Genomic DNA, 23,351 nt, shown 5'->3' with positions numbered 1-23,351 from the left:
GGCGGGGCGGGCGGGTCCCGCCGCGCCGGAGCGCACGACGGAGCCCCCCGCCTGGAGGCGGGGGGCTCCGTCGTGCCCGGCCCTCCGCCCCGTGCCGCCATCGGTGTCGCGGGCGCCCGGGACCCGGGCGCCCGCGTACGGGACGGCCCGCCCGTGGCGCGGCCCTTCCCGGCCGCGCCACGGGCCCGCGCACGGCGCCCCGCGTTCCTCGGGACTTGCGCACGGCGCCCCGCCGTTCCCCGGGCCCCGCTCCGGTGTGCCCCGCCCTTCCGCACCCCCGCGACGGCGGGGCCGCGTCCGCCGGTATCGTCGGTTCGGTCACCCCTGGGGTGTCTTGTCCCCGACCTCACCGTGGAGCGCCCATGTCCGGCCAGTCCAGCCGTCGCACCGTACTGAAAGGCGCCGCCCTCGCCGGTGCCGCCGGGCTGGGAGTCGCCGCCTGCTCCACCGAGTCCAAGCTCGGCCACGCCGAGGTGCCGACCCCGACCGCTCCGGTCTCCCTCGGTGCCCCGGACGAGGTGCCGGTCGGCGGCGCCAAGCTCTACCGCGAGCAGCGCCTCGTGGTGAGCTGCCCCGCCAAGGGCCGGTACAAGGCATTCAGCGCCCAGTGCACCCACGCCGGCTGCGTCCTCGACAAGGTCGAGGCAAACGAGGGCAACTGCCCCTGCCACGGGAGCCGCTTCGACGTGACGACCGGCAAGGCGGTCCGGGGCCCGGCCACCGTCCCGCTCCCCGAGGTCCCCGTCCGGGTCGAGAACGGCACCCTGATCGCCGGCCCCGAAGCCCCCGGGGCCTGACGGAGCCACCGCCGCCCCTCCCGGACGCCGCGCCCCCCGGGCGGGCCGTACCCCGGACGAGCCGCCTCCCGGTACCCGTCCGTCCCCGGACACGACCCGTGTCCCCGGGCCCGGCCGCGCCCCCACCGGCCCCGCTCCCGCCCCGGGAACCCGCCCACCGGGCCGACGGGCGCGCCGCCGGGGTGTCGGTCCCCGCCAGTAGGGTGGGGAGCATGGCAGACCCCTCCAGCTACCGTCCCGAACCGGGTCAGATCCCCGACTCCCCGGGGGTCTACAAGTTCCGCGACGAGCACCGCCGGGTGATCTACGTCGGGAAGGCGAAGTCCCTGCGCCAGCGGCTGGCCAACTACTTCCAGCCGCTCACGAGCCTGCACCCGCGCACCGCCACCATGGTGACCACGGCCGCCTCCGTGGAGTGGACCGTCGTCTCCACCGAGGTCGAGGCGCTCCAGCTGGAGTACTCCTGGATCAAGGAGTTCGACCCCCGGTTCAACGTGAAGTACCGGGACGACAAGAGCTACCCGTACCTCGCGGTGACCATGAACGAGGAGTTCCCCCGCGTCCAGGTCATGCGCGGCCACAAGAAGAAGGGCGTGCGCTACTTCGGGCCGTACGCGCACGCGTGGGCGATCCGCGAGACCGTCGACCTCATGCTGCGGGTCTTCCCCGTCCGCACCTGCTCGGCCGGCGTCTTCCGGAACGCCGCCTCGGCCGGCCGGCCCTGCCTCCTCGGCTACATCGACAAGTGCTCCGCGCCCTGCGTCGGCCGGGTCACGCCCGAGGAGCACCGCGAACTGGCCGAGGAGTTCAGCGACTTCATGGCCGGCCGCACCGGTACGTACATCCGCCGCCTCGAGAAGCAGATGATGATCGCGGCCGAGGACATGGAGTACGAGAAGGCCGCCCGGCTCCGCGACGACGTGGGAGCCCTGCGCCGGGCCATGGAGAAGAACGCGGTCGTCCTCGCCGACGCCACCGACGCCGACCTCGTCGCCCTCGCCGAGGACGAGCTGGAGGCCGCCGTCCAGATCTTCCACGTGCGCGGCGGACGCGTCCGGGGCCAGCGCGGCTGGGTCACCGACAAGGTCGAGGCCGTCGACACGGCCGGACTCGTCGAGCACGCCCTCCAGCAGCTGTACGGCGAGGAGACCGGCGAGGCGGTCCCCAAGGAGGTCCTGGTCCCGGCGCTCCCCGAGGACGCCGACGCCGTCTCCGCGTGGCTCTCCGGCCGCCGGGGCTCCCTCGTCTCGCTGCGCGTGCCGCAGCGCGGCGACAAGAGGTCCCTGATGGAGACCGTCGCCCGCAACGCCCAGCAGGCCCTCGTCCTGCACAAGACCAGGCGGGCCAGCGACCTCACCACCCGCTCCCGGGCCCTGGAGGAGATCGCCGGGGCCCTGGGCCTGGACTCGGCGCCGCTGCGGATCGAGTGCTTCGACATCTCCCACCTCCAGGGCGAGGACGTGGTGGCGTCCATGGTCGTCTTCGAGGACGGCCTGCCCCGCAAGAGCGAGTACCGCCGCTTCCAGATCAAGGGCTTCGAGGGACAGGACGACGTCCGGTCCATGCACGAGGTGATCGGCCGCCGCTTCAGGCGCTACCTCGCCGAGAAGGAGCGCACGGGGGAGTGGGTCGACGGCGAGGTCCCGGACGGGGACCCCGAGGACGACGGGCGGCCCAAGCGGTTCGCGTACCCGCCGCAGCTCGTCGTGGTCGACGGCGGGCAGCCCCAGGTGGCCGCCGCGCAGCGTGCCCTGGACGAGCTGGGCATCGACGACGTCGCGGTCTGCGGCCTCGCCAAGCGGCTGGAGGAGGTCTGGCTGCCCGGCGACGACGACCCGGTGGTGCTGCCCCGCTCCAGCGAGGGGCTCTACCTCCTCCAGCGGGTGCGCGACACCGCCCACGACTTCGCCATCCGCTACCAGCGTTCCAAGCGGAGCAAACGCATCCGTACGGGTCCCCTGGACGCCGTCCCCGGGCTCGGCGAGACCCGCAAGCAGGCGCTGATCAAGCACTTCGGCTCGGTCAAACGGCTCCGGCAGGCGACGATCGAGCAGATCTGCGAGGTTCCCGGCATGGGACGGAAGACCGCGGAGGCGGTCGTCGCGACCCTCGCCCGGACGGTCCCGGCCGCCCCCGCCGTCAACATGGCGACGGGCGAGATCCTGGAGGACGACATGCCCCCCGCCGCGCTCCCCGCGGACGCGGCGGGGGCGACCGGGGAGGACGACGGACCCCCCGCCCCGCCCGCGCCCGCCGCGCACACGGCGGCAGGGGGGATCATGGAGGACGACGGGGACGGCGCGGCACGACCGCGCGCGAACGGCACCACGAGCACCACCGAGAAGACGGAGCAGGACACGTGAGTACGGGCACCATGGAGACCCCCGGCGGCAGCGGCGCCGAGGCGGCCATCCCCGAGCTGGTGATCATCTCCGGCATGTCCGGGGCCGGCCGGTCCACCGCCGCGAAGTGTCTGGAGGACCTGGGCTGGTTCGTGGTGGACAACCTGCCGCCCGCGCTGATCCCCACCATGGTGGAGCTCGGCGCCCGCTCCCAGGGCAACGTCGCCCGGATCGCGGTCGTCGTGGACGTCCGCGGCCGGCAGTTCTTCGACAACCTGCGGGAGTCCCTCGCCGACCTGGACGCCAAGCGGGTCACCCGCCGGATCGTCTTCCTGGAGTCCTCCGACGAGGCCCTGGTCCGGCGCTTCGAGTCGGTCCGCAGGCCGCACCCGCTCCAGGGCGACGGCCGCATCACCGACGGCATCGCCGCCGAGCGCGACCTGCTGCGCGAGCTGCGCGGCGACGCCGACCTGGTGATCGACACCTCCAGCCTCAACGTCCACGAGCTGCGCGCCAAGATGGACGCCCAGTTCGCCGGCGACGAGGAGCCCGAGCTGCGGGCCACCGTGATGTCCTTCGGCTTCAAGTACGGCCTGCCGGTCGACGCCGACCTCGTCGTGGACATGCGCTTCCTGCCGAACCCGCACTGGGTCCCGGAGCTGCGCCCCTTCACCGGCCTCAACGAGGAGGTGTCGAACTACGTCTACAACCAGCCCGGCGCCAAGGAGTTCCTGGACCGCTACACCGAGCTGCTCCAGCTGATCGCCGCGGGCTACCGCCGCGAGGGCAAGCGGTACGTGACGATCGCGGTCGGCTGCACGGGCGGCAAGCACCGCTCCGTGGCCACCGCCGAGCGCCTCGCCGCCCGCCTCGCCTCCGAAGGGGTCGAGACCGTCGTCGTGCACCGGGACATGGGGCGCGAGTGAAGCCGTACCGCCGGCGTGCCTCCACCCTCACGGTGCGGCGTACGCTCCGCAGACGCGGCGCCCAGCCGAAGGTCGTCGCGCTGGGCGGGGGCATGGGCCTCTCGGCCTCCCTCGCCGCCCTCCGCCGGATCACCGGCGACCTCACCGCCGTCGTCACCGTCGCCGACGACGGGGGCTCCAGCGGCCGGCTCCGGGAGGAGCTGGGCGTCCTGCCCCCCGGCGACCTGCGCAAGGCGCTCGCCGCGCTCTGCGGCGACGACGACTGGGGCCAGACCTGGGCCCGGGTGATCCAGCACCGCTTCCAGTCCAAGGGCGAGATCAACGGCCACGCCGTCGGCAACCTGCTGATCGTCGCCCTCTGGGAACAGCTCGGCGACCCCGTCCAGGCCCTGGACCTGGTCGGACTGCTGCTCGGCGCCCAGGGCCGGGTGCTCCCCATGTCCGCCGTGCCCCTGGAGCTCCAGGCCCTGGTCAGGGGCCACGACCCGGAGCGCCCGGACGACGTGGACACCGTGTGCGGCCAGGCGACCGTGGCGCTCACCCCCGGCGAGGTGCAGTCCGTGCACCTCGTGCCGAACGACCCGCCGGCCGTCCCCGAGGCGGTCGCCGCCGTCCTGGACGCCGACTGGGTCGTCCTGGGCCCCGGCTCCTGGTTCTCCTCGGTGATCCCGCACCTCCTGGTCCCCGAGCTCCTCGACGCGCTGGCCGGGACCAAGGCCCGCAAGGTGCTCTCCCTGAACCTCGCGCCGCAGCCCGGAGAAACCGACGGCTTCTCCCCGCAGCGTCATTTGGAGGTTTTGGGGCGACACGCCCCTAAACTCGCCCTGGACGTGGTGCTGGCCGACGAGGCCGCCGTGCCCGACCGCGACTCCCTCGCCGACGCCGCCAAGCGGCTCGGCGCCGCGGTCGAGCTGGCGCCGGTGGCCGGGTCCGACGGCTCCGCGAAGCACGACCCGGAGCTGCTGGCCGCCGCGTACGACCGTATTTTTCGGATGCATGGAAGGATCGGCCCATGGCGATGACGGCAGCGGTGAAGGACGAGATCTCCCGGCTTCCCGTCACCCGGACCTGCTGCAGGAAGGCAGAGGTCTCGTCGATCCTGCGGTTCGCGGGCGGGCTGCACCTGGTGAGCGGCCGCATCGTGATCGAGGCGGAGCTGGACACGGCGATGGCGGCCCGCCGCCTGAAGCGGGACATCCTGGAGATCTTCGGACACAGTTCCGAACTGATCGTGATGGCCCCCGGCGGGCTGCGGCGCGGCTCGCGCTTCGTGGTGCGGGTGGTCGCCGGCGGCGACCAGCTGGCCCGCCAGACGGGCCTCGTGGACGGCCGGGGCCGCCCCATCCGGGGCCTCCCCCCGCAGGTGGTCTCCGGGGCCACCTGTGACGCGGAGGCCGCCTGGCGCGGCGCCTTCCTCGCCCACGGCTCGCTGACCGAGCCCGGCCGCTCCTCCTCCCTGGAGGTCACCTGCCCGGGGCCCGAGGCCGCCCTCGCCCTCGTCGGCGCCGCCCGCCGGCTCTCCATCGCGGCGAAGGCCCGCGAGGTGCGGGGGGTGGACCGGGTCGTCGTCCGCGACGGCGACGCGATCGGGGCCCTGCTCACCCGGCTCGGCGCGCACGAGTCGGTGCTCGCCTGGGAGGAGCGGCGGATGCGGCGCGAGGTCCGCGCCACCGCCAACCGCCTGGCCAACTTCGACGACGCCAACCTGCGCCGCTCGGCCCGTGCCGCGGTCGCCGCCGGGGCCCGGGTGCAGCGCGCCCTGGAGATCCTGGGCGAGGAAGTGCCCGAGCACCTCGCCGCCGCCGGCCGGCTCCGCATGGAGCACAAGCAGGCGTCCCTGGAGGAGCTGGGCGCGCTCGCCGACCCGCCGCTGACCAAGGACGCGGTGGCCGGCCGGATCCGCCGGCTGCTCGCCATGGCCGACAAGCGGGCCCAGGACCTGGGCATCCCCGGGACCGAGTCCAACCTGGCCGAGGAGCTGGACGACAGCCTGGTCGGCTGACCCGTACGGAATCCCCAACTCCGCGCTGCCGGTGCCTTTCTGAGGCACCGGCAGCTTTTTCGTGGCTCCGCGCGGCGGCCTTGACAGGCTCATGGTCGCCCATGAGCCTGGCGTCTGTTCACCCGCGAGACCGTTCCACCTTCGAGGCAGACGACACAAGGGGAGCTCATGAGACGCAGAGCGAGATCGATCCTCGCCGCGGCTTCACTGCTGATCGCCGGAGTGGCGGTGGCACCCGCCGCCGGGGCGCAGCCGAACGACCGGCACGGCGGTGACGCCCTCTCCGTGTGGCGTGCCGAGGTCACCCGGGAACAGGTCCCGCTCCTCCTCGAAGCCGGCGCCGACGCGCACGAACTGACCGAACGGGTGCCCGCGAAGGGCACCGCCGCGGTCGAGCTCTTCCTCACCGGCGCGCAGGCCGGGGAGCTGCGCGGCAAGGGCGTCGAACTCGCCGAGCACCGGTTGCCGGCCGGGGCCGAGAAGCGGGTCGCCACCGCGGGCGACGGCGTCTTCCGCCCGTACGGCGGCCCCGGCGGCCTCAAGCAGGAGATCCTGGACACCGCCCGGACCCACCCCGGACTCACCAAGGTCGTCTCCATCGGCAAGACCCTCGGGGGCCAGGACATCCTCGTCCTCAAGGTGAGCAAGGGCGCCCGGCACACCGGGGACGGTTCGAAACCGGCCACGCTGTACATGTCCAACCAGCACGCGCGCGAGTGGATCACCCCCGAGATGACCCGGCGGCTGATGCACCTCTACCTCGACGGCTACGGCAAGGACGAGCGGATCACCCGGATCGTCGACTCCACCGAGCTGTGGTTCGTGCTCTCCGCCAACCCCGACGGCTACGACTACACGCACGCCGACCCTGCCAACCGGCAGTGGCGCAAGAACCTCCGCGACAACGACGGCGACGGCGTGATCGGCCCCGGCGACGGCGTCGACCTCAACCGCAACTTCGCCTACAAGTGGGGTTACGACAACGAGGGCTCGTCCCCCGACCCGGCCGACGAGACCTTCCGCGGCAAGGGCCCCATGTCGGAGCCCGAGACCAGGGCCCTCGACGCCTTCCAGAAGCGCGTCGGCTTCGCGTACGGCATCAACTACCACTCGGCCGCCCAGCTCCTGCTGTACGGCGTCGGCTGGCAGGTCGCCACCGGCACCCCCGACGACGTCGCCCTCAAGGCCCTCGCCGGCACCCCCGAGAACTCCGCCGTGCCCGGCTACCGGCCGCAGGTCTCCTCCGAGCTGTACATCACCAACGGCGAGGCGGACGGACACGCCGCCAACGTCAACGGGATGCAGATGTTCACCCCGGAGATGTCGACCTGCGCCACCGCCTCCCGGCTCGACCCGAACGACGCCTGGAACCCGGCCGACTGCGCCTCCGTCTTCACCTTCCCGGACGACGAGAAGCTGATCCGGGCGGAGTTCGCCAAGAACGTGCCCTTCGCGCTCGCCGTCGCCGAGACCGCCGCCCACCCGGACCGGCCCGTCTCTCCGGTCGGCATCGAGGCCCCCGACTTCACGCCGAAGACCTTCACCACCTCCTACGCCCGCGGCGGGGAGCAGGAGGTCGCCGTCACCGCCCGCAAGTCGCTGCGCGGCAAGGCCCTCGCGTACCGCGTCAACGGCGGCCGCGTCCGCACCGGGCAGCTCAGCGCCTGGAAGGGCGGCGAGACCTACGGCGGGGAGGACAACCTCTACTTCGACGAGTACCGGGGCGTGGTCGAGGGCGCCCGGCCCGGCGACTCGGTCCAGGTCTGGTTCACCGCCCGCACCCGCGAGGGCCGGGCCACCGCCTCCACCCCCTTCACGTACCGGGTGGCCGAGCGGCCCCGCGGCGACGTCCTCGTCCTCGCCGACGAGGGCGGCACCACCGCCGGGCGCCACGCCGCCGCGTACGTGAAGGCGCTCGCCGACAACGGCCGCCGGGCCGCCGTCTGGGACGTCGCCGTCCAGGGAGCCCCGGACGCCCTCGGCGTCCTCTCCCACTTCGGCGCCGTCGTCTGGTACACCGGCGCGGGCAGCCCCTCCGGCGCCGCCGAGCTCGCCGTCCGCTCCTACCTCAACGAGGGCGGCAGGCTGATCAACGCCGGCGAGAAGGCCGGCGGGCTCACCCGGGTCGGACCCGCCGAGACCAACGACTTCGCGCAGTACTACCTCGGCGCCCACCACCGCGCCGGCCTGAAGACCCCGCCCGCCTTCGCCGGCACCGGGGCCTTCGCGGGCGTCCGCGCCGGCCTCACCGGCACCGCTGACAACCCGCTGGACGACGCCGGCGCGTACACCGTCACCTCGGACACCCTGAAGCCGGAGGACTTCCCGCAGTTCGCGAGCAGCGCCTCCGCCGGCGACTACCCGGGCGTCCGCACCCCCTTCGAGCCCGCCGAGGGCGCCTCCTTCGCCGCGCTCCGGCACGCCGACGACACCTGGGCCCGGCTCAGCAGGACCGTCGACCTCACCGGTGTCGGGGCGGACGCGAAGCCCCGCCTGGACTTTCAGGTCAGCCACGACACCGAACCCGGCTACGACAACCTCGTCGTCGAGGCCCACACCGTCGGCCAGGACGACTGGACGACCCTCCCCGACGCCAACGGCGGCACCTCCGCCGAACCGCCGGCCGACTGCGGCGAGGGCTACTACGTCCGGGGCCACCCCTTCCTCGCCCATTACCTCACCGTCGGCGAGGACGGCTGCGCCGCCACCGGCACCACCGGCTCGTGGAACGCCTTCACCGGCCCCTCCAACGGCTGGCGGCAGGCGTCCGTCGACCTGAGCGCCTGGGCGGGCAGGAAGGTCGAGCTCTCGATCTCGTACGTCTCCGACCCCGGTACGGGCGGGACGGGCGCCTTCGTCGACGACACCCGGCTCGTCACCGGCGCCACCACCGAGGCCGAGGGGTTCGAGACCTCCCTCGGCGCCTGGTCCACGCCGGGCGCCCCGGCCGGCAGCCCCGGCAACGGCGCCGACTGGACGCGCTCCGCAGCGCTCTTCCACTCGTGGGCGGCCGTCACCACCCGGGACACCGTCCTCCTCGGCTACGGCCTGGAGCACGTGTCCGGGGCGGCGGAACGGGCACGGCTCGTCGGCCGCGCCCTCCGGTTCCTCCACCGCTGACACGCCGCGGCGGAGACTCGCCACTGTTGACGGAGAGTAGTCGGGACAAAAGACCCACGGCGGCCCTTACCTATCGGTAGGTACGGGCCGCCGGCCCTTCTTCCTCACTATCCGGGCTCACCCGGATGCGCTCGATGTCACTCCCGGGGGCCCGGGGGGGTAGGGTCGTAGGTGGTCGGGGACATCCCAAAAACAAGAATCTCGCCGGCGTCGAACACACCGGCGTACCTAACGAGGAGATCGGTTCGTGACGATCCGCGTAGGCATCAACGGCTTTGGCCGCATCGGCCGGAACTACTTCCGCGCGCTCCTTGAGCAGGGTGCCGACATCGAGATCGTGGCTGTCAATGACCTGGGTGACACCGCGACCACGGCCCACCTGCTGAAGTACGACACCATCCTGGGACGCCTCAAGGCCGAGGTGACCCACACCGAGAACACCATCACCGTCGACGGCCGCACCATCAAGGTGCTGTCCGAGCGGGACCCGGCCGACCTCCCCTGGGGCGAACTGGGCGTCGACGTCGTCATCGAGTCGACCGGCATCTTCACCAAGAAGGCGGACGCCGAGAAGCACCTCGCCGGCGGCGCCAAGAAGGTCCTCATCTCGGCTCCGGCCAAGGACGAGGACATCACCATCGTCATGGGCGTCAACCAGGACAAGTACGACCCGGCGAACCACCACGTCATCTCCAACGCCTCCTGCACCACCAACTGCGTGGCGCCGATGGCCAAGGTTCTCGACGAGAACTTCGGCATCGTCAGGGGCCTGATGACCACGGTCCACGCGTACACCAACGACCAGCGCATCCTGGACTTCCCGCACAAGGACCTGCGCCGCGCCCGTGCCGCCGCGGAGAACATCATCCCGACCACGACCGGTGCCGCGAAGGCCACCGCCCTGGTCCTCCCGCAGCTCAAGGGCAAGCTCGACGGCATCGCGATGCGCGTCCCGGTCCCCACCGGCTCCGCCACCGACCTCGTCGTCACCCTGGACCGCGAGGTCACCCGGGACGAGGTCAACGCCGCGTTCAAGAAGGCCGCCGAGGACGGCGACCTCAAGGGCTTCCTGTTCTACACCGAGGACCCGATCGTCTCCTCCGACATCGTGGGCGACCCGGCGTCCTGCACCTTCGACGCCTCCCTGACCATGGTCCAGGACGGCAAGTCGGTCAAGATCCTCGGCTGGTACGACAACGAGTGGGGCTACTCCAACCGTCTCGTCGACCTCACCGTCTTCGTCGGCGGCCGGCTCTAAGCTTCAGGGCGGGCCTCCGATGTGAGCAGGGCTCGGGCAGCGCAACGACGCGCTGCGCGAGCCCTGTTCGTGTGCTCCACCGCGTACCAAGGAGTCAGGTAACAGATGAAGACGATCGACGAGCTCCTCCACGAGGGCGTCGAAGGCAAGCGGGTGTTCGTCCGCGCCGACCTCAACGTGCCGCTCGACGGCACCGCCATCACCGACGACGGACGCATCCGCGCCGTCGTCCCCACCGTCAGGGCGCTCGCGGACGCCGGTGCCCGGGTCGTGGTCGCCTCGCACCTGGGCCGCCCCAAGGGCGAGCCCGACCCGGCGTTCTCCCTCGCGCCGGCCGCCGCGCGCCTCGGCGAACTGCTCGGCACCGACGTGGCGTTCGCGACCGACACGGTCGGCGACTCCGCCGCCGCGACCGTCGCGGGCCTGGAGAACGGCCGGGTCGCCGTCCTGGAGAACCTCCGCTTCAACCCCGGAGAGACCTCCAAGGACGACGCCGAGCGCGGCGCCTTCGCCGACCGGCTCGCCGCCCTCGCCGACCTGTACGTCGGCGACGGCTTCGGCGCCGTGCACCGCAAGCACGCCTCGGTCTACGACCTCCCGGCCCGCCTCCCGCACGCCGCCGGCTACCTCATCGCCACCGAGGTCGGCGTCCTGAAGAAGCTGACCGACGACGTCAGGCGCCCCTACACCGTCGTCCTCGGCGGCGCCAAGGTCTCCGACAAGCTCGCCGTCATCGACGAGCTGCTCGGCAAGGCCGACCGCCTCCTGATCGGCGGCGGCATGGCGTACACCTTCCTCAGGGCCAAGGGGTACGAGGTCGGCATCTCCCTCCTCCAGGAGGACCAGATCCCGGTCGTCACCGAGTACATGGAGCGCGCCGAGAAGAACGGCGTCGAGCTGGTCCTCCCGGTCGACGTGCTGGTCTCCACGGAGTTCCCCGACCTCAAGACCAAGGCGCCGGCCGAGTACGAGACGGTCGACGCCGACAAGATCCCCGCGGACAAGGAGGGCCTCGACATCGGCCCCCGGACCCGCGAGCTGTTCGCCTCGAAGATCACCGACGCGGAGACCGTCTTCTGGAACGGCCCCGTCGGCGTCGCCGAGCACCCCGACTACGCGAAGGGCACCGGCGCGGTCGCGCAGGCGCTCATCGACAGCAAGGGCTTCACCGTGGTCGGCGGCGGCGACTCCGCCGCGGCCGTCCGCAACCTGGGCTTCGACGAGACGAAGTTCGGCCACATCTCGACCGGCGGCGGCGCCTCCCTCGAATACCTCGAGGGCAAGACGCTTCCCGGCCTCGCCGCACTGGAGGACTGAACACCCGTGAGCACCCGCACCCCGCTGATGGCGGGCAACTGGAAGATGAACCTCAACCACCTCGAGGCCATCGCCCACGTCCAGAAGCTCGCCTTCGCCCTGACCGACAAGGACTACGACGCCGTCGAGGTCGCCGTCCTGGTCCCCTTCACCGACCTGCGGTCCGTCCAGACCCTGGTCGACGGCGACAAGCTGAAGATCAAGTACGGCGCCCAGGACATCTCGGCCCACGACTCCGGCGCCTACACCGGTGAGGTCTCGGGCCTGATGCTGTCCAAGCTGAAGTGCTCCTACGTGGCGGTCGGCCACTCCGAGCGCCGCCAGTACCACGCCGAGGACGACGAGGTCTGCAACGCCAAGGTGAAGGCCGCCTTCCGGCACGGCGTGACCCCGATCCTCTGCGTCGGCGAGGGCCTGGAGGTCCGCAGGGCCGGACAGCAGGTCGAGCACACCCTCGCCCAGCTCGACGGCGGCCTGAAGGACGTCCCCGCCGAGCAGGCCGAGACGATCGTGATCGCGTACGAGCCGGTGTGGGCCATCGGCACCGGCGAGGTCGCCACCCCCGAGGACGCGCAGGAGGTCTGCGGCGCGATCCGCGGCCGGCTCGCCGAGCTGTACTCCCAGGAGCTGGCCGACAAGGTCCGCATCCAGTACGGCGGCTCGGTCAAGTCGGGCAACGTCGCCGCCATCATGGCGCAGCCGGACGTCGACGGCGCCCTGGTGGGCGGCGCGGCGCTGGACGACGCGGAGTTCGTCAGGATCGTTCGCTTCCGCGACCAGTGAGTATGCGGTAGCGGAGTTACGTCGTACCCTTGCGGGGGTCGGGCAGGCGCCCGGCCCCCGTCCGTATAAGTCCGAGGAAGTTGGTCCAGCCGTGGTTATGGGGTTCTCGATCGCCCTGATCGTCTTCAGCGCGCTGCTGATGCTGCTCGTGCTGATGCACAAGGGGAAGGGTGGCGGCCTCTCCGACATGTTCGGTGGCGGCATGCAGTCCTCCGTCGGCGGCTCCTCGGTCGCCGAGCGCAACCTGGACCGGATCACCGTCGTGGTCGGTCTGCTCTGGTTCGCCTGCATTGTGGTGCTCGGTCTGCTGATGAAGCTGGACGGGTGACTCCAACCACTGGACGCGCGTTGGGCCTTACGTAGACTGGGGCATCTTCGAGCACCATCACGCAGGGAGTTACGACCGTGGCAAGTGGCAACGCGATCCGGGGAAGCCGGGTCGGAGCGGGGCCGATGGGCGAGGCCGAGCGGGGCGAGTCGGCGCCGCGCCTCCGCATCTCCTTCTGGTGCTCGAACGGGCACGAGACACAGCCGAGCTTCGCCAGCGACGCACAGGTCCCGGAGACCTGGGACTGCCCGCGCTGCGGCTTCCCGGCCGGCCAGGACCGGGACAACCCGCCGGACCCGCCGCGCACGGAGCCGTACAAGACCCATCTCGCGTACGTGCGCGAACGGCGCAGCGACGCGGACGGCGAGGCGATCCTCGCCGAGGCCCTCGCCAAACTGCGCGGCGAGATCTGAACGGCGTGACGGTGTGACGGTGTGACGGACGGGCCTTGCCCGCGAACTCGGTTCGCGGGCAAGGCCCGTCCGCCGTTCCCGCCCCCTTCCGGACCGCCGTTGTCAGTGGCGTCCCCTACGGTCGGACGGACGGGGAAGCACCGGGCCGAGGGGGAGACATGGCGGCGACGACGGCGGTGGACGACAGGGCCGCGCCCACCTGGCGGGGCGGCTTCGGGCGCCTGTGGACGGCCGCCGTCGTCTCCCGCTTCGGCGACTCCCTGCGCACCGCCGCGCTCCCCCTGCTCTCCGTCTCCCTCACCGACGACCCCCTCCTCATCGCCTCCGTCACCGCCTGCGGCTTCCTGCCCTGGCTGCTCTTCGGGCTCGTCGGCGGAGCCGTCGCCGACCGGGTCGACCAGCGGCGGGCCATGTGGACCGTCGACCTCGTCCGGGCCGGACTCATGGCCGCCTTCGCCGCAGCCGTCGCGCTGGGCCACGCCGGCATCGCCCTGCTGCTCGTCCTCGCCTTCGCCCTCACCACCCTGCAGACCCTCTTCGACAACGCGGCCACCGCCCTGCTCCCCGCCCTCGTCCCCGCCGGCGCCCTGGCCGGGGCCAACGCGCGCCTGACGACCGGTCAGCAGCTCGCGGGCGGCCTCCTCGCCGCGCCCCTGGTGCCCCTCCTGCTCCTCGCCGGCCCCGCCGTGCCGTACGCGGCCGACGCCGCCACCTACGTCCTGGCCGCGCTCCTCATCGCCTCGCTGCGGACCGCCCCGCCCGCCCGGCCGCCCCGCCCGGCCGGGTCCACCCTGCGGACCGAGACGGCCGAGGGGATCGCCGTCCTGCGCGCGGACCGGACCCTGCGGTGGCTCTGCGCCGCCACCACCCTCTGCAACACCGGGATGGGCGCCCTCATCGCCACCCTCGTCGTCCACGTCACCGACGGCCTGCGCGCCGGACAGACGGGCTACGCGGCAACGGTCACCGCCTACGCGGCCGGCGGCGTCGCGGGCGGCTTCCTCGCCCGGCGGATCGGCGCCCGGACCGGGCGGACGCGCGCGGTGCTCCTCGCCGGGACGGTCCAGACCGGCTGCCTGGTCCTGATGGGGACGGTGCCCCTCCTGGCGGTGTCCGCCGGGGCCATGGCGGTGTTCGGCTTCATGGGGACCGTGTGGAACGTCCAGCAGACCACCCTCATGCAGGAGAGGACTCCGGAGGGGCTGCTCGGCCGGGTCGCCGCGGCCTTCCGCACCCTCGCCGTCGCGGGCGCGCCGCTCGGCGCCCTCCTCGGCGGCGCCGCGGCCGCCGGCTGGGGACCGCACGCGCCCGTCCTCGTCGCGGCGGCGCTGTTCGCGCTCGCCGTCGCGTCGTTGACGCCTCTGATCAATTAGGTTGGAAGGGCAGCGGGGCAGACACGTACGAGAAGAAGTGGGCGATGTCCGAGATGAAGAACGAAGGCCGTACCAGGCTCAACCGGCTGCCCGAGTGGGCGGCCCTCGGCAAGCACCGTGAGCAGCTGGGCGAACCCCATCTGCGCGACCTGTTCGCCGCCGACCCGACGCGCGGCACCGACCTCACCCTGCGGGTCGGCGACCTCTACCTGGACTACTCCAAGCACCTCGTCACCGGCGAGACGCTGACCCTGCTGCGGGAGCTGGCGGCCGCCACCGGCGTGGCCGAGCTGCGCGACGCCATGTTCCGCGGCGAGAAGATCAACACCACCGAGGACCGCGCGGTCCTCCACACCGCGCTGCGCGCCCCCCGCGACGCCGTGATCGAGGTCGACGGGGAGAACGTCGTCCCCGCCGTCCACGCCGTCCTCGACCGGATGGGCGCCTTCTCCGACAAGATCCACTCGGGGGAGTGGACCGGTCACACCGGCAAGCCGATCAAGAACATCGTGAACATCGGCATCGGCGGCTCCGACCTCGGTCCCGCCATGGCCTACGAGGCCCTGCGCGCCTACACGCAGCGGGACCTGACGTTCCGTTTCGTCTCCAACGTCGACGGCGCCGACCTGCACGAGGCCCTCCACGACCTCGACCCCGCCGAGACGCTGTTCATCGTCGCCTCGAAGACCTTCACCACCATCGAGACGATCACCAACGCCACCTCCGCCCGCGACTGGCTCCTCACCGGCCTCCGGGCCGGCCAGAGCGCCGTGGCCAAGCACTTCGTGGCCCTCTCGACCAACGCCGGCAAGGTCGAGGAGTTCGGCATCGACACCGCGAACATGTTCGAGTTCTGGGACTGGGTCGGCGGCCGCTACTCCTTCGACTCCGCCATCGGCCTCTCCGTGATGATCGCCATCGGCCCGGAGCGCTTCCGCCAGATGCTCGACGGCTTCCACCTCGTCGACGAGCACTTCCGCACCGCCCCGCCCGAGGAGAACGCCCCGCTCCTCCTCGGCCTCCTCGGCGTCTGGTACGGCGACTTCTTCGACGCCCAGTCGCACGCCGTCCTGCCGTACTCGCACTACCTGTCGAAGTTCACCGCCTACCTCCAGCAGCTCGACATGGAGTCCAACGGCAAGTCGGTGGACCGCGAGGGCGACCGGGTCGACTGGCAGACCGGACCCGTGGTCTGGGGCACCCCCGGGACCAACGGCCAGCACGCGTACTACCAGTTGATCCACCAGGGGACCAAGCTGATCCCGGCCGACTTCATCGGCTTCGCCCGCCCCGTGGACGACCTGGCGCCCGGCCTCGCCGCCCAGCACGACCTGCTCATGGCGAACTTCTTCGCCCAGACCCAGGCGCTCGCCTTCGGCAAGACGCCCGAGGAGGTCCGGGCCGAGGGCGTCCCCGAGGAGCTGGTCCCGCACAAGACCTTCCGGGGCGACCACCCCACCACCACGATCCTCGCCGACGCGCTCACCCCGTCCGTCCTCGGACAGCTGATCGCGCTCTACGAGCACAAGGTCTTCGTCCAGGGCGCGATCTGGAACATCGACTCCTTCGACCAGTGGGGCGTCGAGCTGGGCAAGGTCCTCGCCAAGCGGATCGAACCGGTTCTGACGGGAGACGGAGAGACCGGAGCGGCCGGAGGGCTCGACAGCTCGACCGCCGGACTGGTCGCCGCCTACCGCTCGGTGCGCGGCCGGTAACGACGTGAGGGGGAGCGGGGGAGAGCACGGTACGGGGCCGGGGCCGGCCTTTCACCGCCCGGGCCGTACCGGGCCTCCCCGCGTCCTTCCCGGCACCGGCGGACGTGCCGGAGGCCCGGCCCACCGGGGGGTCCGCCGGGCCTCCGGGACGTACGGTCAGGCCGTGGCCGACGGGTACAGGCTCCGCGGCAGTTCCGAGGCCGCCGCCGCGTCGAGCAGCCACAGCGTGCGCGACCGGCCGCGGGCACCGGCCGCCGGGGCCTGCACCTCGCCCGCGCCGGACAGCGCGATCGCCGCGGCCTTCGCCTTGTCCTCGCCGGCCGCGAGCAGCCAGACCTCGGCCGCCGACCGGATCGCCGGAAGCGTCAGCGAGATCCGCAGCGGCGGCGGCTTCGGCGCGCCGTGCACCCCGACCACCGTCCGCTCCGTCTCGCGCACCCCGGGCAGCTCCGGGAAGAGCGAGGCCACGTGCGTGTCCGGGCCGACGCCCAGCATCAGCACGTCGAAGGCCGGCACCTGCCCGCCGGGACCCGCCGCCGCGGCCAGCTCCTCCGCGTAGGCGGCCGCGGCGGCGTCGACGTCGTCGTACGGTCCGTCCGAGGCCGGCATGGCGTGCACCCGCGCGGGGTCCAGCGGCACCCGGTCGAGCAGGGCCTCACGGGCCTGGGTGACGTTCCGCTCGGGGTCGCCCCCGGGCAGGAAGCGCTCGTCGCCCCACCACAGGTCGAGGCGCGACCAGTCGATCGCGTCCCGGGCGGGCGCCGCGCCCAGCGCCGACAGCAGGCCGTTGCCGTTGCGTCCGCCGGTCAGCACCACCGAGGCGGAGCCGCGGGTGGCCTGGGCGTCCACGATCCGGGTGATCAGCCGGGCCGCGGCGGCCTGAGCCATCAGCTCCTTGTCGCGGTGGACGACCAGCTCGGGGGTGCTCACTTGTTCGCCGCCTTCTTGGCCGGGGCCTTCTTCGCGGCGGGAGCGGGAGCGGCGGGAGCCGGGGGAGCGGCCCCGGCCTCCTCGGCACCGGTCCCGGCCTCCTCGGCACCGGTCCCGGCGTCCGCGGTCTTCCCGTCCGGTGCGGGCGCGGTGACGGCCGCCCGCTCGTCGAGCCGCCCCACACCGAACCGGAGCGCCGCGGCGTAGGTGTCGTCCGGGTCGAGCCGGCGCAGCTCCTCCGCGATCAGCTCGGCCGTGTCGCGGCGCTTGAGCGCCACCCCGCGGTCGGGCTGCCCCTGGATGCAGAGCGTCGCGAGCGAGCCGTCCGGCCGGTCGAGCACGATCGGCCCGGAGGTGGTCTCCAGGCGTACGGAGGTGAGCCCCGGGCCCGCCGACTTCGTGCGGCGCACCGGCACCTTCAGCCGGTCCGCCACCCACATCGCCAGCAGTTCGACGCTCGGGTTGAACTCCTCGCCCTCCACCTCGGCGGAGGTGACCTCGCACGCCACCTGGTCGAGCGCGGCGGCGAGCATCGAACGCCACGGGGTGATCCGGGTCCACGACAGGTCCGTGTCGCCCGGGGTGTACGACTCCGCCAGCGCCGTCAGCGCCTCGACGGGCTGCACGGCGGCGTAGGTGTCGGTCACCCGGCGCTGGGCGAGCGCGCCCAGCGGGTCCTTCGCCGGGTTGCTCGGCGCGTCCACCGGCCACCAGACGACCACGGGCGCGTCGGGGAGGAGCAGCGGCAGCACCACCGACTGGGCGTGGTCGACGACCTCGCCGTACAGCCGGAGCACCACCGTCTCGCCGGTGGTGGCGTCGGCGCCGAGGCGGACCTCGGCGTCGAGCCGCGCCGTGGCGCGGTCCCGCGGCGAGCGCGAGACCCTCTTGATGACGACGAGGGTCCGCGAGGGGTGCTCGCGGGACGCCTCGTTGGCCGCCTTGAGCGCGTCGTAGGCGTTCTCCTCGTCGGTGACGATGACGAGGGTGAGCACCATGCCGACGGCCGGCGCCCCGATCGCCCGCCGCCCGAGCACCAGCGCCTTGTTGATCTTGGAGGACGTGGTGTCCGTCAGGTCGGTCTTCATGGCCGGCGCCAGCTCCTGCCGTCTCGTGCGAGCATCTCGTCCGCCTCGACCGGGCCCCAGGTCCCGGCCTGGTACTGCGCGGGCGTGCCGTGCTCGTCCCAGAACCTCTCGATCGGGTCGAGGATCTTCCAGGACAGCTCGACCTCCTCGACCCTCGGGAAGAGGTTCGAGTCGCCGAGCAGGACATCGAGGATGAGCCGCTCGTACGCCTCCGGGCTGGACTCCGTGAAGGACTCGCCGTACGCGAAGTCCATCGACACGTCCCGGATCTCCATCTGGGTGCCGGGCACCTTGGAGCCGAACCGCACCGTCACGCCCTCGTCCGGCTGGACCCGGATGACGATGGCGTTGCGCCCGAGCTCCTCGGTCGCCGTGTGGTCGAAGGGGGAGTGCGGGGCGCGCTGGAAGACGACCGCGATCTCGGTGACGCGGCGGCCCAGGCGCTTGCCGGTGCGCAGATAGAAGGGGACGCCCGCCCAGCGGCGGTTGTCGATCTCCAGCTTCACGGCCGCGTAGGTGTCGGTCTTCGACTTCGGGTCGATGCCGTCTTCCTGGAGGTAGCCGACGGCCTTCTCGCCGCCCTGCCACCCGGCCGCGTACTGGCCGCGGACCGTGGTCGCCGCCAGGTCTCCGGGCAGCTTCACCGCGCCGAGGACCTTGGTCTTCTCGGCGGCCAGCGCGTCGGCGTCGAAGGAGGCGGGCTCCTCCATCGCGGTCAGCGCGAGCAGTTGGAGCAGGTGGTTCTGGATGACGTCACGGGCGGCGCCGATGCCGTCGTAGTAGCCGGCGCGGCCGCCGATGCCGATGTCCTCGGCCATGGTGATCTGCACGTGGTCGACGTACGACCGGTTCCAGATCGGCTCGAAGAGGGTGTTGGCGAAGCGGAGCGCCAGGATGTTCTGGACGGTCTCCTTGCCGAGGTAGTGGTCGATCCGGAAGACCTCGTGCGGCGGGAAGACCTCGTGGACGACCTCGTTGAGCTCCTTGGCGGAGGCCAGGTCGTGCCCGAAGGGCTTCTCGATGACCGCGCGGCGCCAGGAACCGTTCTTCTGGTCGGCGAGCCCGTGCTTCTTGAGCTGCTGGACGACCTTGGGGAAGAACTTCGGCGGGACCGACAGGTAGAAGGCGAAGTTGCCGCCGGTTCCCTGGGCCTTGTCCAGCTCCTCGACGGTGGTCTTCAGCTGTTCGAACGCCTCGTCGTCGTCGAAGTCGCCCTGGACGAACCGCATCCCCTGGATCAGCTGCTGCCACACCTCCTCGCGGAACGGGGTGCGCGAGTGCTGCTTGACGGCCTCGTAGACCTCCTGGGCGAAGTCCTCGTCCTGCCACTCGCGCCGGGCGAAGCCGACGAGCGAGAAGCCCGGCGGCAGCAGGCCGCGGTTGGCCAGGTCGTAGACGGCAGGCATCAGCTTCTTACGGGACAAATCGCCCGTGACGCCGAAGATCACCAGACCCGACGGCCCCGCGATGCGCGGGAGCCGTCGGTCTGCGGCGTCACGGAGCGGGTTGGCTCCGTGGACTGCGCTCAAAGTGCTTACGCCTCCGAAGGTGCGAGGCGCTTCAGCTCCGCCTCGGTGGACTTGAGCAGGTCGTTCCAGGCCGCCTCGAACTTCTGGACGCCCTCGTCCTCCAGGAGCTGTACGACCTCGTCGTAGCCGATGCCCAGCTTCGCCACGGCCTCCAGGACCTCGCGGGACGCGTCGTACGTGCCGCGGATCGTGTCGCCGGTGACCTCGCCGTGGTCGGCGGTGGCCTCCAGGGTGGCCTCCGGCATGGTGTTGACCGTGCCGGGGGCGACCAGGTCCACCACGTACAGGGTGTCCTTGTACGCCGGGTCCTTGACGCCGGTCGAGGCCCACAGCGGGCGCTGCTTGTTGGCGTGCGCCTTGTCGAGGGCCTCCCAGCGCTCGCCGGAGAAGACCTCCTCGTACGCTTCGTAGGCCAGACGGGCGTTGGCCAGGGCGGCCTTGCCCTTGAGCGCCTCGGCCTCGTCGGTGCCGATGCCGTCCAGGCGCTTGTCGACCTCCGTGTCCACGCGGGAGACGAAGAAGGAGGCCACCGAGTGGATCTCGGAGAGGTCCAGGCCGCGCTCGCGGGCCTTCTCCAGACCCGCCAGGTAGGCGTCCATGACCAGGCGGTAGCGCTCCAGGGAGAAGATCAGCGTGACGTTGACGCTGATGCCGAGGCCGATGACCTCGGTGATCGCCGGCAGGCCCGCCTCGGTGGCCGGGATCTTGATCAGGGCGTTGGGCCGGTCGACCAGCCAGGCGAGCTGCTTGGCCTCGGCGACGGTGGCCTTGGTGTCGTGGGCCAGCCGGGGGTCCACCTCGATGGAGACCCGGCCGTCCTGGCCGTCCGTCGCGTCGAAGACCGGGCGCAGGATGTCGGCGGCGTCCCGGACGTCCGCCGTCGTGATCATGCGGATGGCCTCCTCGACGGTCACCCGGCGGGCGGCGAGGTCGGAGAGCTGCTGGTCGTAGCCGTGGCCCTCGGAGATGGCCTTCTGGAAGATGGACGGGTTGGTCGTGACCCCGACCACGTGGCTCTGGTCGATCAGCTCGGCCAGGTTGCCGGAGGTGATCCGCTGGCGCGAGAGGTCGTCCAGCCAGATCGCGACGCCTTCGTCGGAGAGGCGCTTGAGAGCGTCTGTCATGGGAATTGCATCTCCACTAAGTCGTACGTATTCGGTGTCAGCGCGCGGCGGCGTCGATCGATTCCCGGGCGGCGGCGACGATCGCCTCGGGCGTGAACCCGAACTCGCGGAAGAGGACCTTCGCGTCCGCCGAGGCGCCGAAGTGCTCCAGGGAGACGATCCGGCCGGCGTCACCGACGTACTTGTGCCAGGTCAGGCCGATGCCGGCCTCGACCGCGACCCGGGCGCGGACCGACGGCGGCAGGACGGAGTCCTTGTACGCCTGGTCCTGCTCCTCGAACCACTCCACGGACGGCATCGACACCACCCGGGTGGGCGTACCGGCGGCCTGGAGCTGCTCGCGGGCCTCGACGGCCAGGTGCACCTCGGAACCGGTCGCGATCAGGACCACCTCGGGCTCCGTGCTCCGCCCGGCGGGTCCCTCGGCGTCGAACAGCACGTAGCCGCCCTTGACCGTGTCCTCGTTCGGCGCGTACGTCGGCACGCCCTGGCGGGTGAGCGCCAGACCGTGCGGGGCGCCCTTGCCGAAGACCTTGGTGTGGCGCTGCATGATCTCGCGCCACGCCAGGGCGGTCTCGTTGGCGTCGGCCGGACGGACCAGGTTCAGACCCGGGATCGCGCGCAGCGAGGCCAGGTGCTCCACCGGCTGGTGCGTCGGGCCGTCCTCGCCCAGACCGATCGAGTCGTGGGTCCAGACGTACGTCACGGGCAGGTGCATCAGGGCCGACAGGCGCACCGCGTTGCGCATGTAGTCGGAGAACACCAGGAAGGTGCCGCCGTAGATCCGCGTGTTGCCGTGCAGCGCGATGCCGTTCATCTCGGCGGCCATCGAGTGCTCGCGGATGCCGAAGTGGATCGTGCGGCCGTACGGGTCGGCCTCCGGCAGCGGGTTGCCCGCGGGCAGGAACGACGAGTCCTTGTCGATCGTCGTGTTGTTCGAGCCGGCCAGGTCGGCCGAGCCGCCCCACAGCTCGGGGATGACCGCGCCGAGCGCCTTGAGCACCTGGCCCGAGGCGGCACGGGTGGCGACGCCCTTGCCCGGCTCGAAGACCGGCAGCTTCTCCGCCCAGCCCTTGGGCAGCTCGTTCGACTCGATGCGGTCGAACTCCGCCGCCCGCTCCGGGTTGGCCGTGCGCCACGCGGCGAAGGACTTCTCCCACGCGGCGCGGGCCTCGCGGCCCCGGTCGCCGAGCGCGCGGGTGTGCGCGATGACCTCGTCGGAGACCTCGAAGGTCTTCTCCGGGTCGAAGCCCAGGACGCGCTTGGTGGCCGCGACCTCGTCGTCGCCGAGCGCCGAGCCGTGCGCGGCCTCGGTGTTCTGCGCGTTCGGGGCGGGCCAGGCGATGATCGAACGCATCGCGATGAACGACGGGCGCTCGGTCTCGGCCTCGGCCGCGCGGATCGCCGCGTACAGCGCGACCGGGTCCAGGTCGCCGTTCTCCTGCGGCTCGACGCGCTGCACGTGCCAGCCGTACGCCTCGTACCGCTTCGTCGTCTCCTCGGAGACGGCCGTCTCGGTGTCGCCCTCGATCGAGATGTGGTTGTCGTCCCACAGCAGGATCAGGTTGCCGAGCTTCTGGTGGCCGGCGAGCGAGGACGCCTCCGCGGAGATGCCCTCCTGGAGGCAGCCGTCGCCGGCGATCGCGTAGATGTGGTGGTCGAACGGGGAGGTGCCGGCCGGCGCCTCCGGGTCGAAGAGACCGCGCTCGAAGCGGGCGGCCATCGCCATGCCCACCGCGTTGGCGACGCCCTGGCCCAGCGGGCCGGTGGTCGTCTCCACGCCGGCGGTGTGGCCGTACTCCGGGTGGCCGGGGGTCTTCGAGCCCCAGGTCCGGAACGCCTTGAGGTCGTCCAGTTCGAGACCGAAGCCACCCAGGTACAGCTGGGTGTAGAGGGTCAGGGACGAGTGGCCGGCGGAGAGCACGAAGCGGTCGCGCCCGACCCACGAGGGGTCGGCCGGGTCGTGGCGCATCACCTTCTGGAAGAGGGTGTACGCGACGGGCGCCAGGCTCATCGCCGTACCGGGATGGCCGTTGCCGACCTTCTGTACGGCGTCCGCTGCCAGGACGCGGGCGGTGTCAACGGCCCGCTGGTCCAAATCGGTCCACTCGAGGTCTGTGGTGGTCGGCTTAGTGCTCACCCTGGGTCAGGGCTCCTCTCCACATGTCTGAAGCCGGTGACGGAGGGTGTACCGGCGGTGTCGAGCCTACCCCCGCCGGACGGCCCTCCCCCCTTGCTCGTGCCCCTCAAATGAGCGGATACGACAAGACTGCCGGTGACCGTGCGTCTTCGCCTCCCGAGGGGCG

General features: G+C 72.2%; 18 protein-coding genes. 13 read left to right on the top strand and 5 right to left on the bottom strand.

What is annotated here, in order from left to right; genetic code table 11:
• Positions 1–362 precede the first annotated feature (362 nt).
• From ACZ6AQ_RS00620 to pgi, 13 genes are all read left to right on the top strand, one after another.
• Positions 363–797, top strand: coding sequence for a Rieske (2Fe-2S) protein (locus ACZ6AQ_RS00620; RefSeq protein WP_468756417.1), 435 nt, complete (start codon positions 363–365; stop codon positions 795–797).
• Between the two features lie 212 nt (positions 798–1,009).
• Positions 1,010–3,160 carry an excinuclease ABC subunit UvrC gene (gene uvrC / locus ACZ6AQ_RS00615; protein ID WP_468756415.1) on the top strand — a complete coding sequence of 717 codons (2,151 nt, stop codon included), beginning with the start codon at positions 1,010–1,012 and terminating at the stop codon, positions 3,158–3,160.
• 11 nt (positions 3,161–3,171) lie between these two features.
• Entirely contained in the window at positions 3,172–4,065 is an 894-nt protein-coding gene (gene rapZ / locus ACZ6AQ_RS00610; protein ID WP_388691959.1) for an RNase adapter RapZ, read from the top strand.
• A complete protein-coding gene (locus tag ACZ6AQ_RS00605) occupies positions 4,062–5,087 on the top strand; it encodes a gluconeogenesis factor YvcK family protein (protein ID WP_468756413.1) in 1,026 nt (341 codons plus the stop codon). Before rapZ ends, ACZ6AQ_RS00605 begins: the two co-directional genes overlap by 4 nt.
• A complete protein-coding gene (gene whiA, locus ACZ6AQ_RS00600; RefSeq protein ID WP_388691728.1) occupies positions 5,078–6,067 on the top strand; it encodes a DNA-binding protein WhiA in 990 nt (329 codons plus the stop codon). The genes ACZ6AQ_RS00605 and whiA overlap by 10 nt, the downstream gene beginning before the upstream one ends.
• A 168-nt stretch (positions 6,068–6,235) precedes the next feature.
• On the top strand, positions 6,236–9,187 hold the full coding sequence (locus ACZ6AQ_RS00595) for a M14 family metallopeptidase (protein WP_468756412.1): 2,952 nt from the start codon (positions 6,236–6,238) through the stop codon (positions 9,185–9,187).
• 247 nt (positions 9,188–9,434) lie between these two features.
• Positions 9,435–10,445, top strand: coding sequence for a type I glyceraldehyde-3-phosphate dehydrogenase (gap, locus tag ACZ6AQ_RS00590; RefSeq protein WP_468756410.1), 1,011 nt, complete (start codon positions 9,435–9,437; stop codon positions 10,443–10,445).
• 105 nt (positions 10,446–10,550) lie between these two features.
• On the top strand, positions 10,551–11,762 hold the full coding sequence (locus tag ACZ6AQ_RS00585) for a phosphoglycerate kinase (protein WP_388691735.1): 1,212 nt from the start codon (positions 10,551–10,553) through the stop codon (positions 11,760–11,762).
• A gap of 6 nt (positions 11,763–11,768) precedes the next feature.
• Positions 11,769–12,545 carry a triose-phosphate isomerase gene (tpiA, locus tag ACZ6AQ_RS00580; protein WP_388691737.1) on the top strand — a complete coding sequence of 259 codons (777 nt, stop codon included), beginning with the start codon at positions 11,769–11,771 and terminating at the stop codon, positions 12,543–12,545.
• 97 nt (positions 12,546–12,642) lie between these two features.
• Complete coding sequence (gene secG, locus ACZ6AQ_RS00575; protein WP_030205174.1) at positions 12,643–12,873, top strand: preprotein translocase subunit SecG; 231 nt, start codon at positions 12,643–12,645, stop codon at positions 12,871–12,873.
• Positions 12,874–12,950: 77 nt separating this feature from the next.
• Complete coding sequence (locus ACZ6AQ_RS00570) at positions 12,951–13,286, top strand: RNA polymerase-binding protein RbpA (protein WP_003976875.1); 336 nt, start codon at positions 12,951–12,953, stop codon at positions 13,284–13,286.
• 158 nt (positions 13,287–13,444) lie between these two features.
• Entirely contained in the window at positions 13,445–14,659 is a 1,215-nt protein-coding gene (locus tag ACZ6AQ_RS00565; protein WP_468756408.1) for an MFS transporter, read from the top strand.
• Positions 14,660–14,703: 44 nt separating this feature from the next.
• Entirely contained in the window at positions 14,704–16,374 is a 1,671-nt protein-coding gene (pgi, locus tag ACZ6AQ_RS00560) for a glucose-6-phosphate isomerase (protein WP_468756406.1), read from the top strand.
• A 156-nt stretch (positions 16,375–16,530) separates the two neighbouring features.
• Here the strand turns inward: pgi and pgl are convergent, their stop codons facing one another.
• The 5 genes from pgl to tkt are packed head-to-tail and all read right to left on the bottom strand — an operon-like array spanning position 16,531 to position 23,185.
• Positions 16,531–17,304 carry a 6-phosphogluconolactonase gene (gene pgl, locus ACZ6AQ_RS00555; protein WP_468756404.1) on the bottom strand — a complete coding sequence of 258 codons (774 nt, stop codon included), beginning with the start codon at positions 17,302–17,304 and terminating at the stop codon, positions 16,531–16,533.
• Complete coding sequence (opcA, locus tag ACZ6AQ_RS00550) at positions 17,301–18,392, bottom strand: glucose-6-phosphate dehydrogenase assembly protein OpcA (protein ID WP_468756402.1); 1,092 nt, start codon at positions 18,390–18,392, stop codon at positions 17,301–17,303. The genes pgl and opcA overlap by 4 nt, the downstream gene beginning before the upstream one ends.
• Positions 18,389–19,921, bottom strand: coding sequence for a glucose-6-phosphate dehydrogenase (gene zwf / locus ACZ6AQ_RS00545; protein WP_388691749.1), 1,533 nt, complete (start codon positions 19,919–19,921; stop codon positions 18,389–18,391). Before zwf ends, opcA begins: the two co-directional genes overlap by 4 nt.
• A 5-nt stretch (positions 19,922–19,926) precedes the next feature.
• Positions 19,927–21,045, bottom strand: coding sequence for a transaldolase (gene tal, locus ACZ6AQ_RS00540; RefSeq protein ID WP_468756400.1), 1,119 nt, complete (start codon positions 21,043–21,045; stop codon positions 19,927–19,929).
• A 37-nt stretch (positions 21,046–21,082) separates the two neighbouring features.
• Entirely contained in the window at positions 21,083–23,185 is a 2,103-nt protein-coding gene (tkt, locus tag ACZ6AQ_RS00535) for a transketolase (protein ID WP_468756399.1), read from the bottom strand.
• Positions 23,186–23,351 lie beyond the last annotated feature (166 nt).

Source organism: Streptomyces sp. NPDC041191, assembly GCF_055591945.1.
The sequence above is the reverse complement of the archived record's forward strand: the minus strand, read 5'-3'. Positions and strand labels throughout refer to the sequence as shown.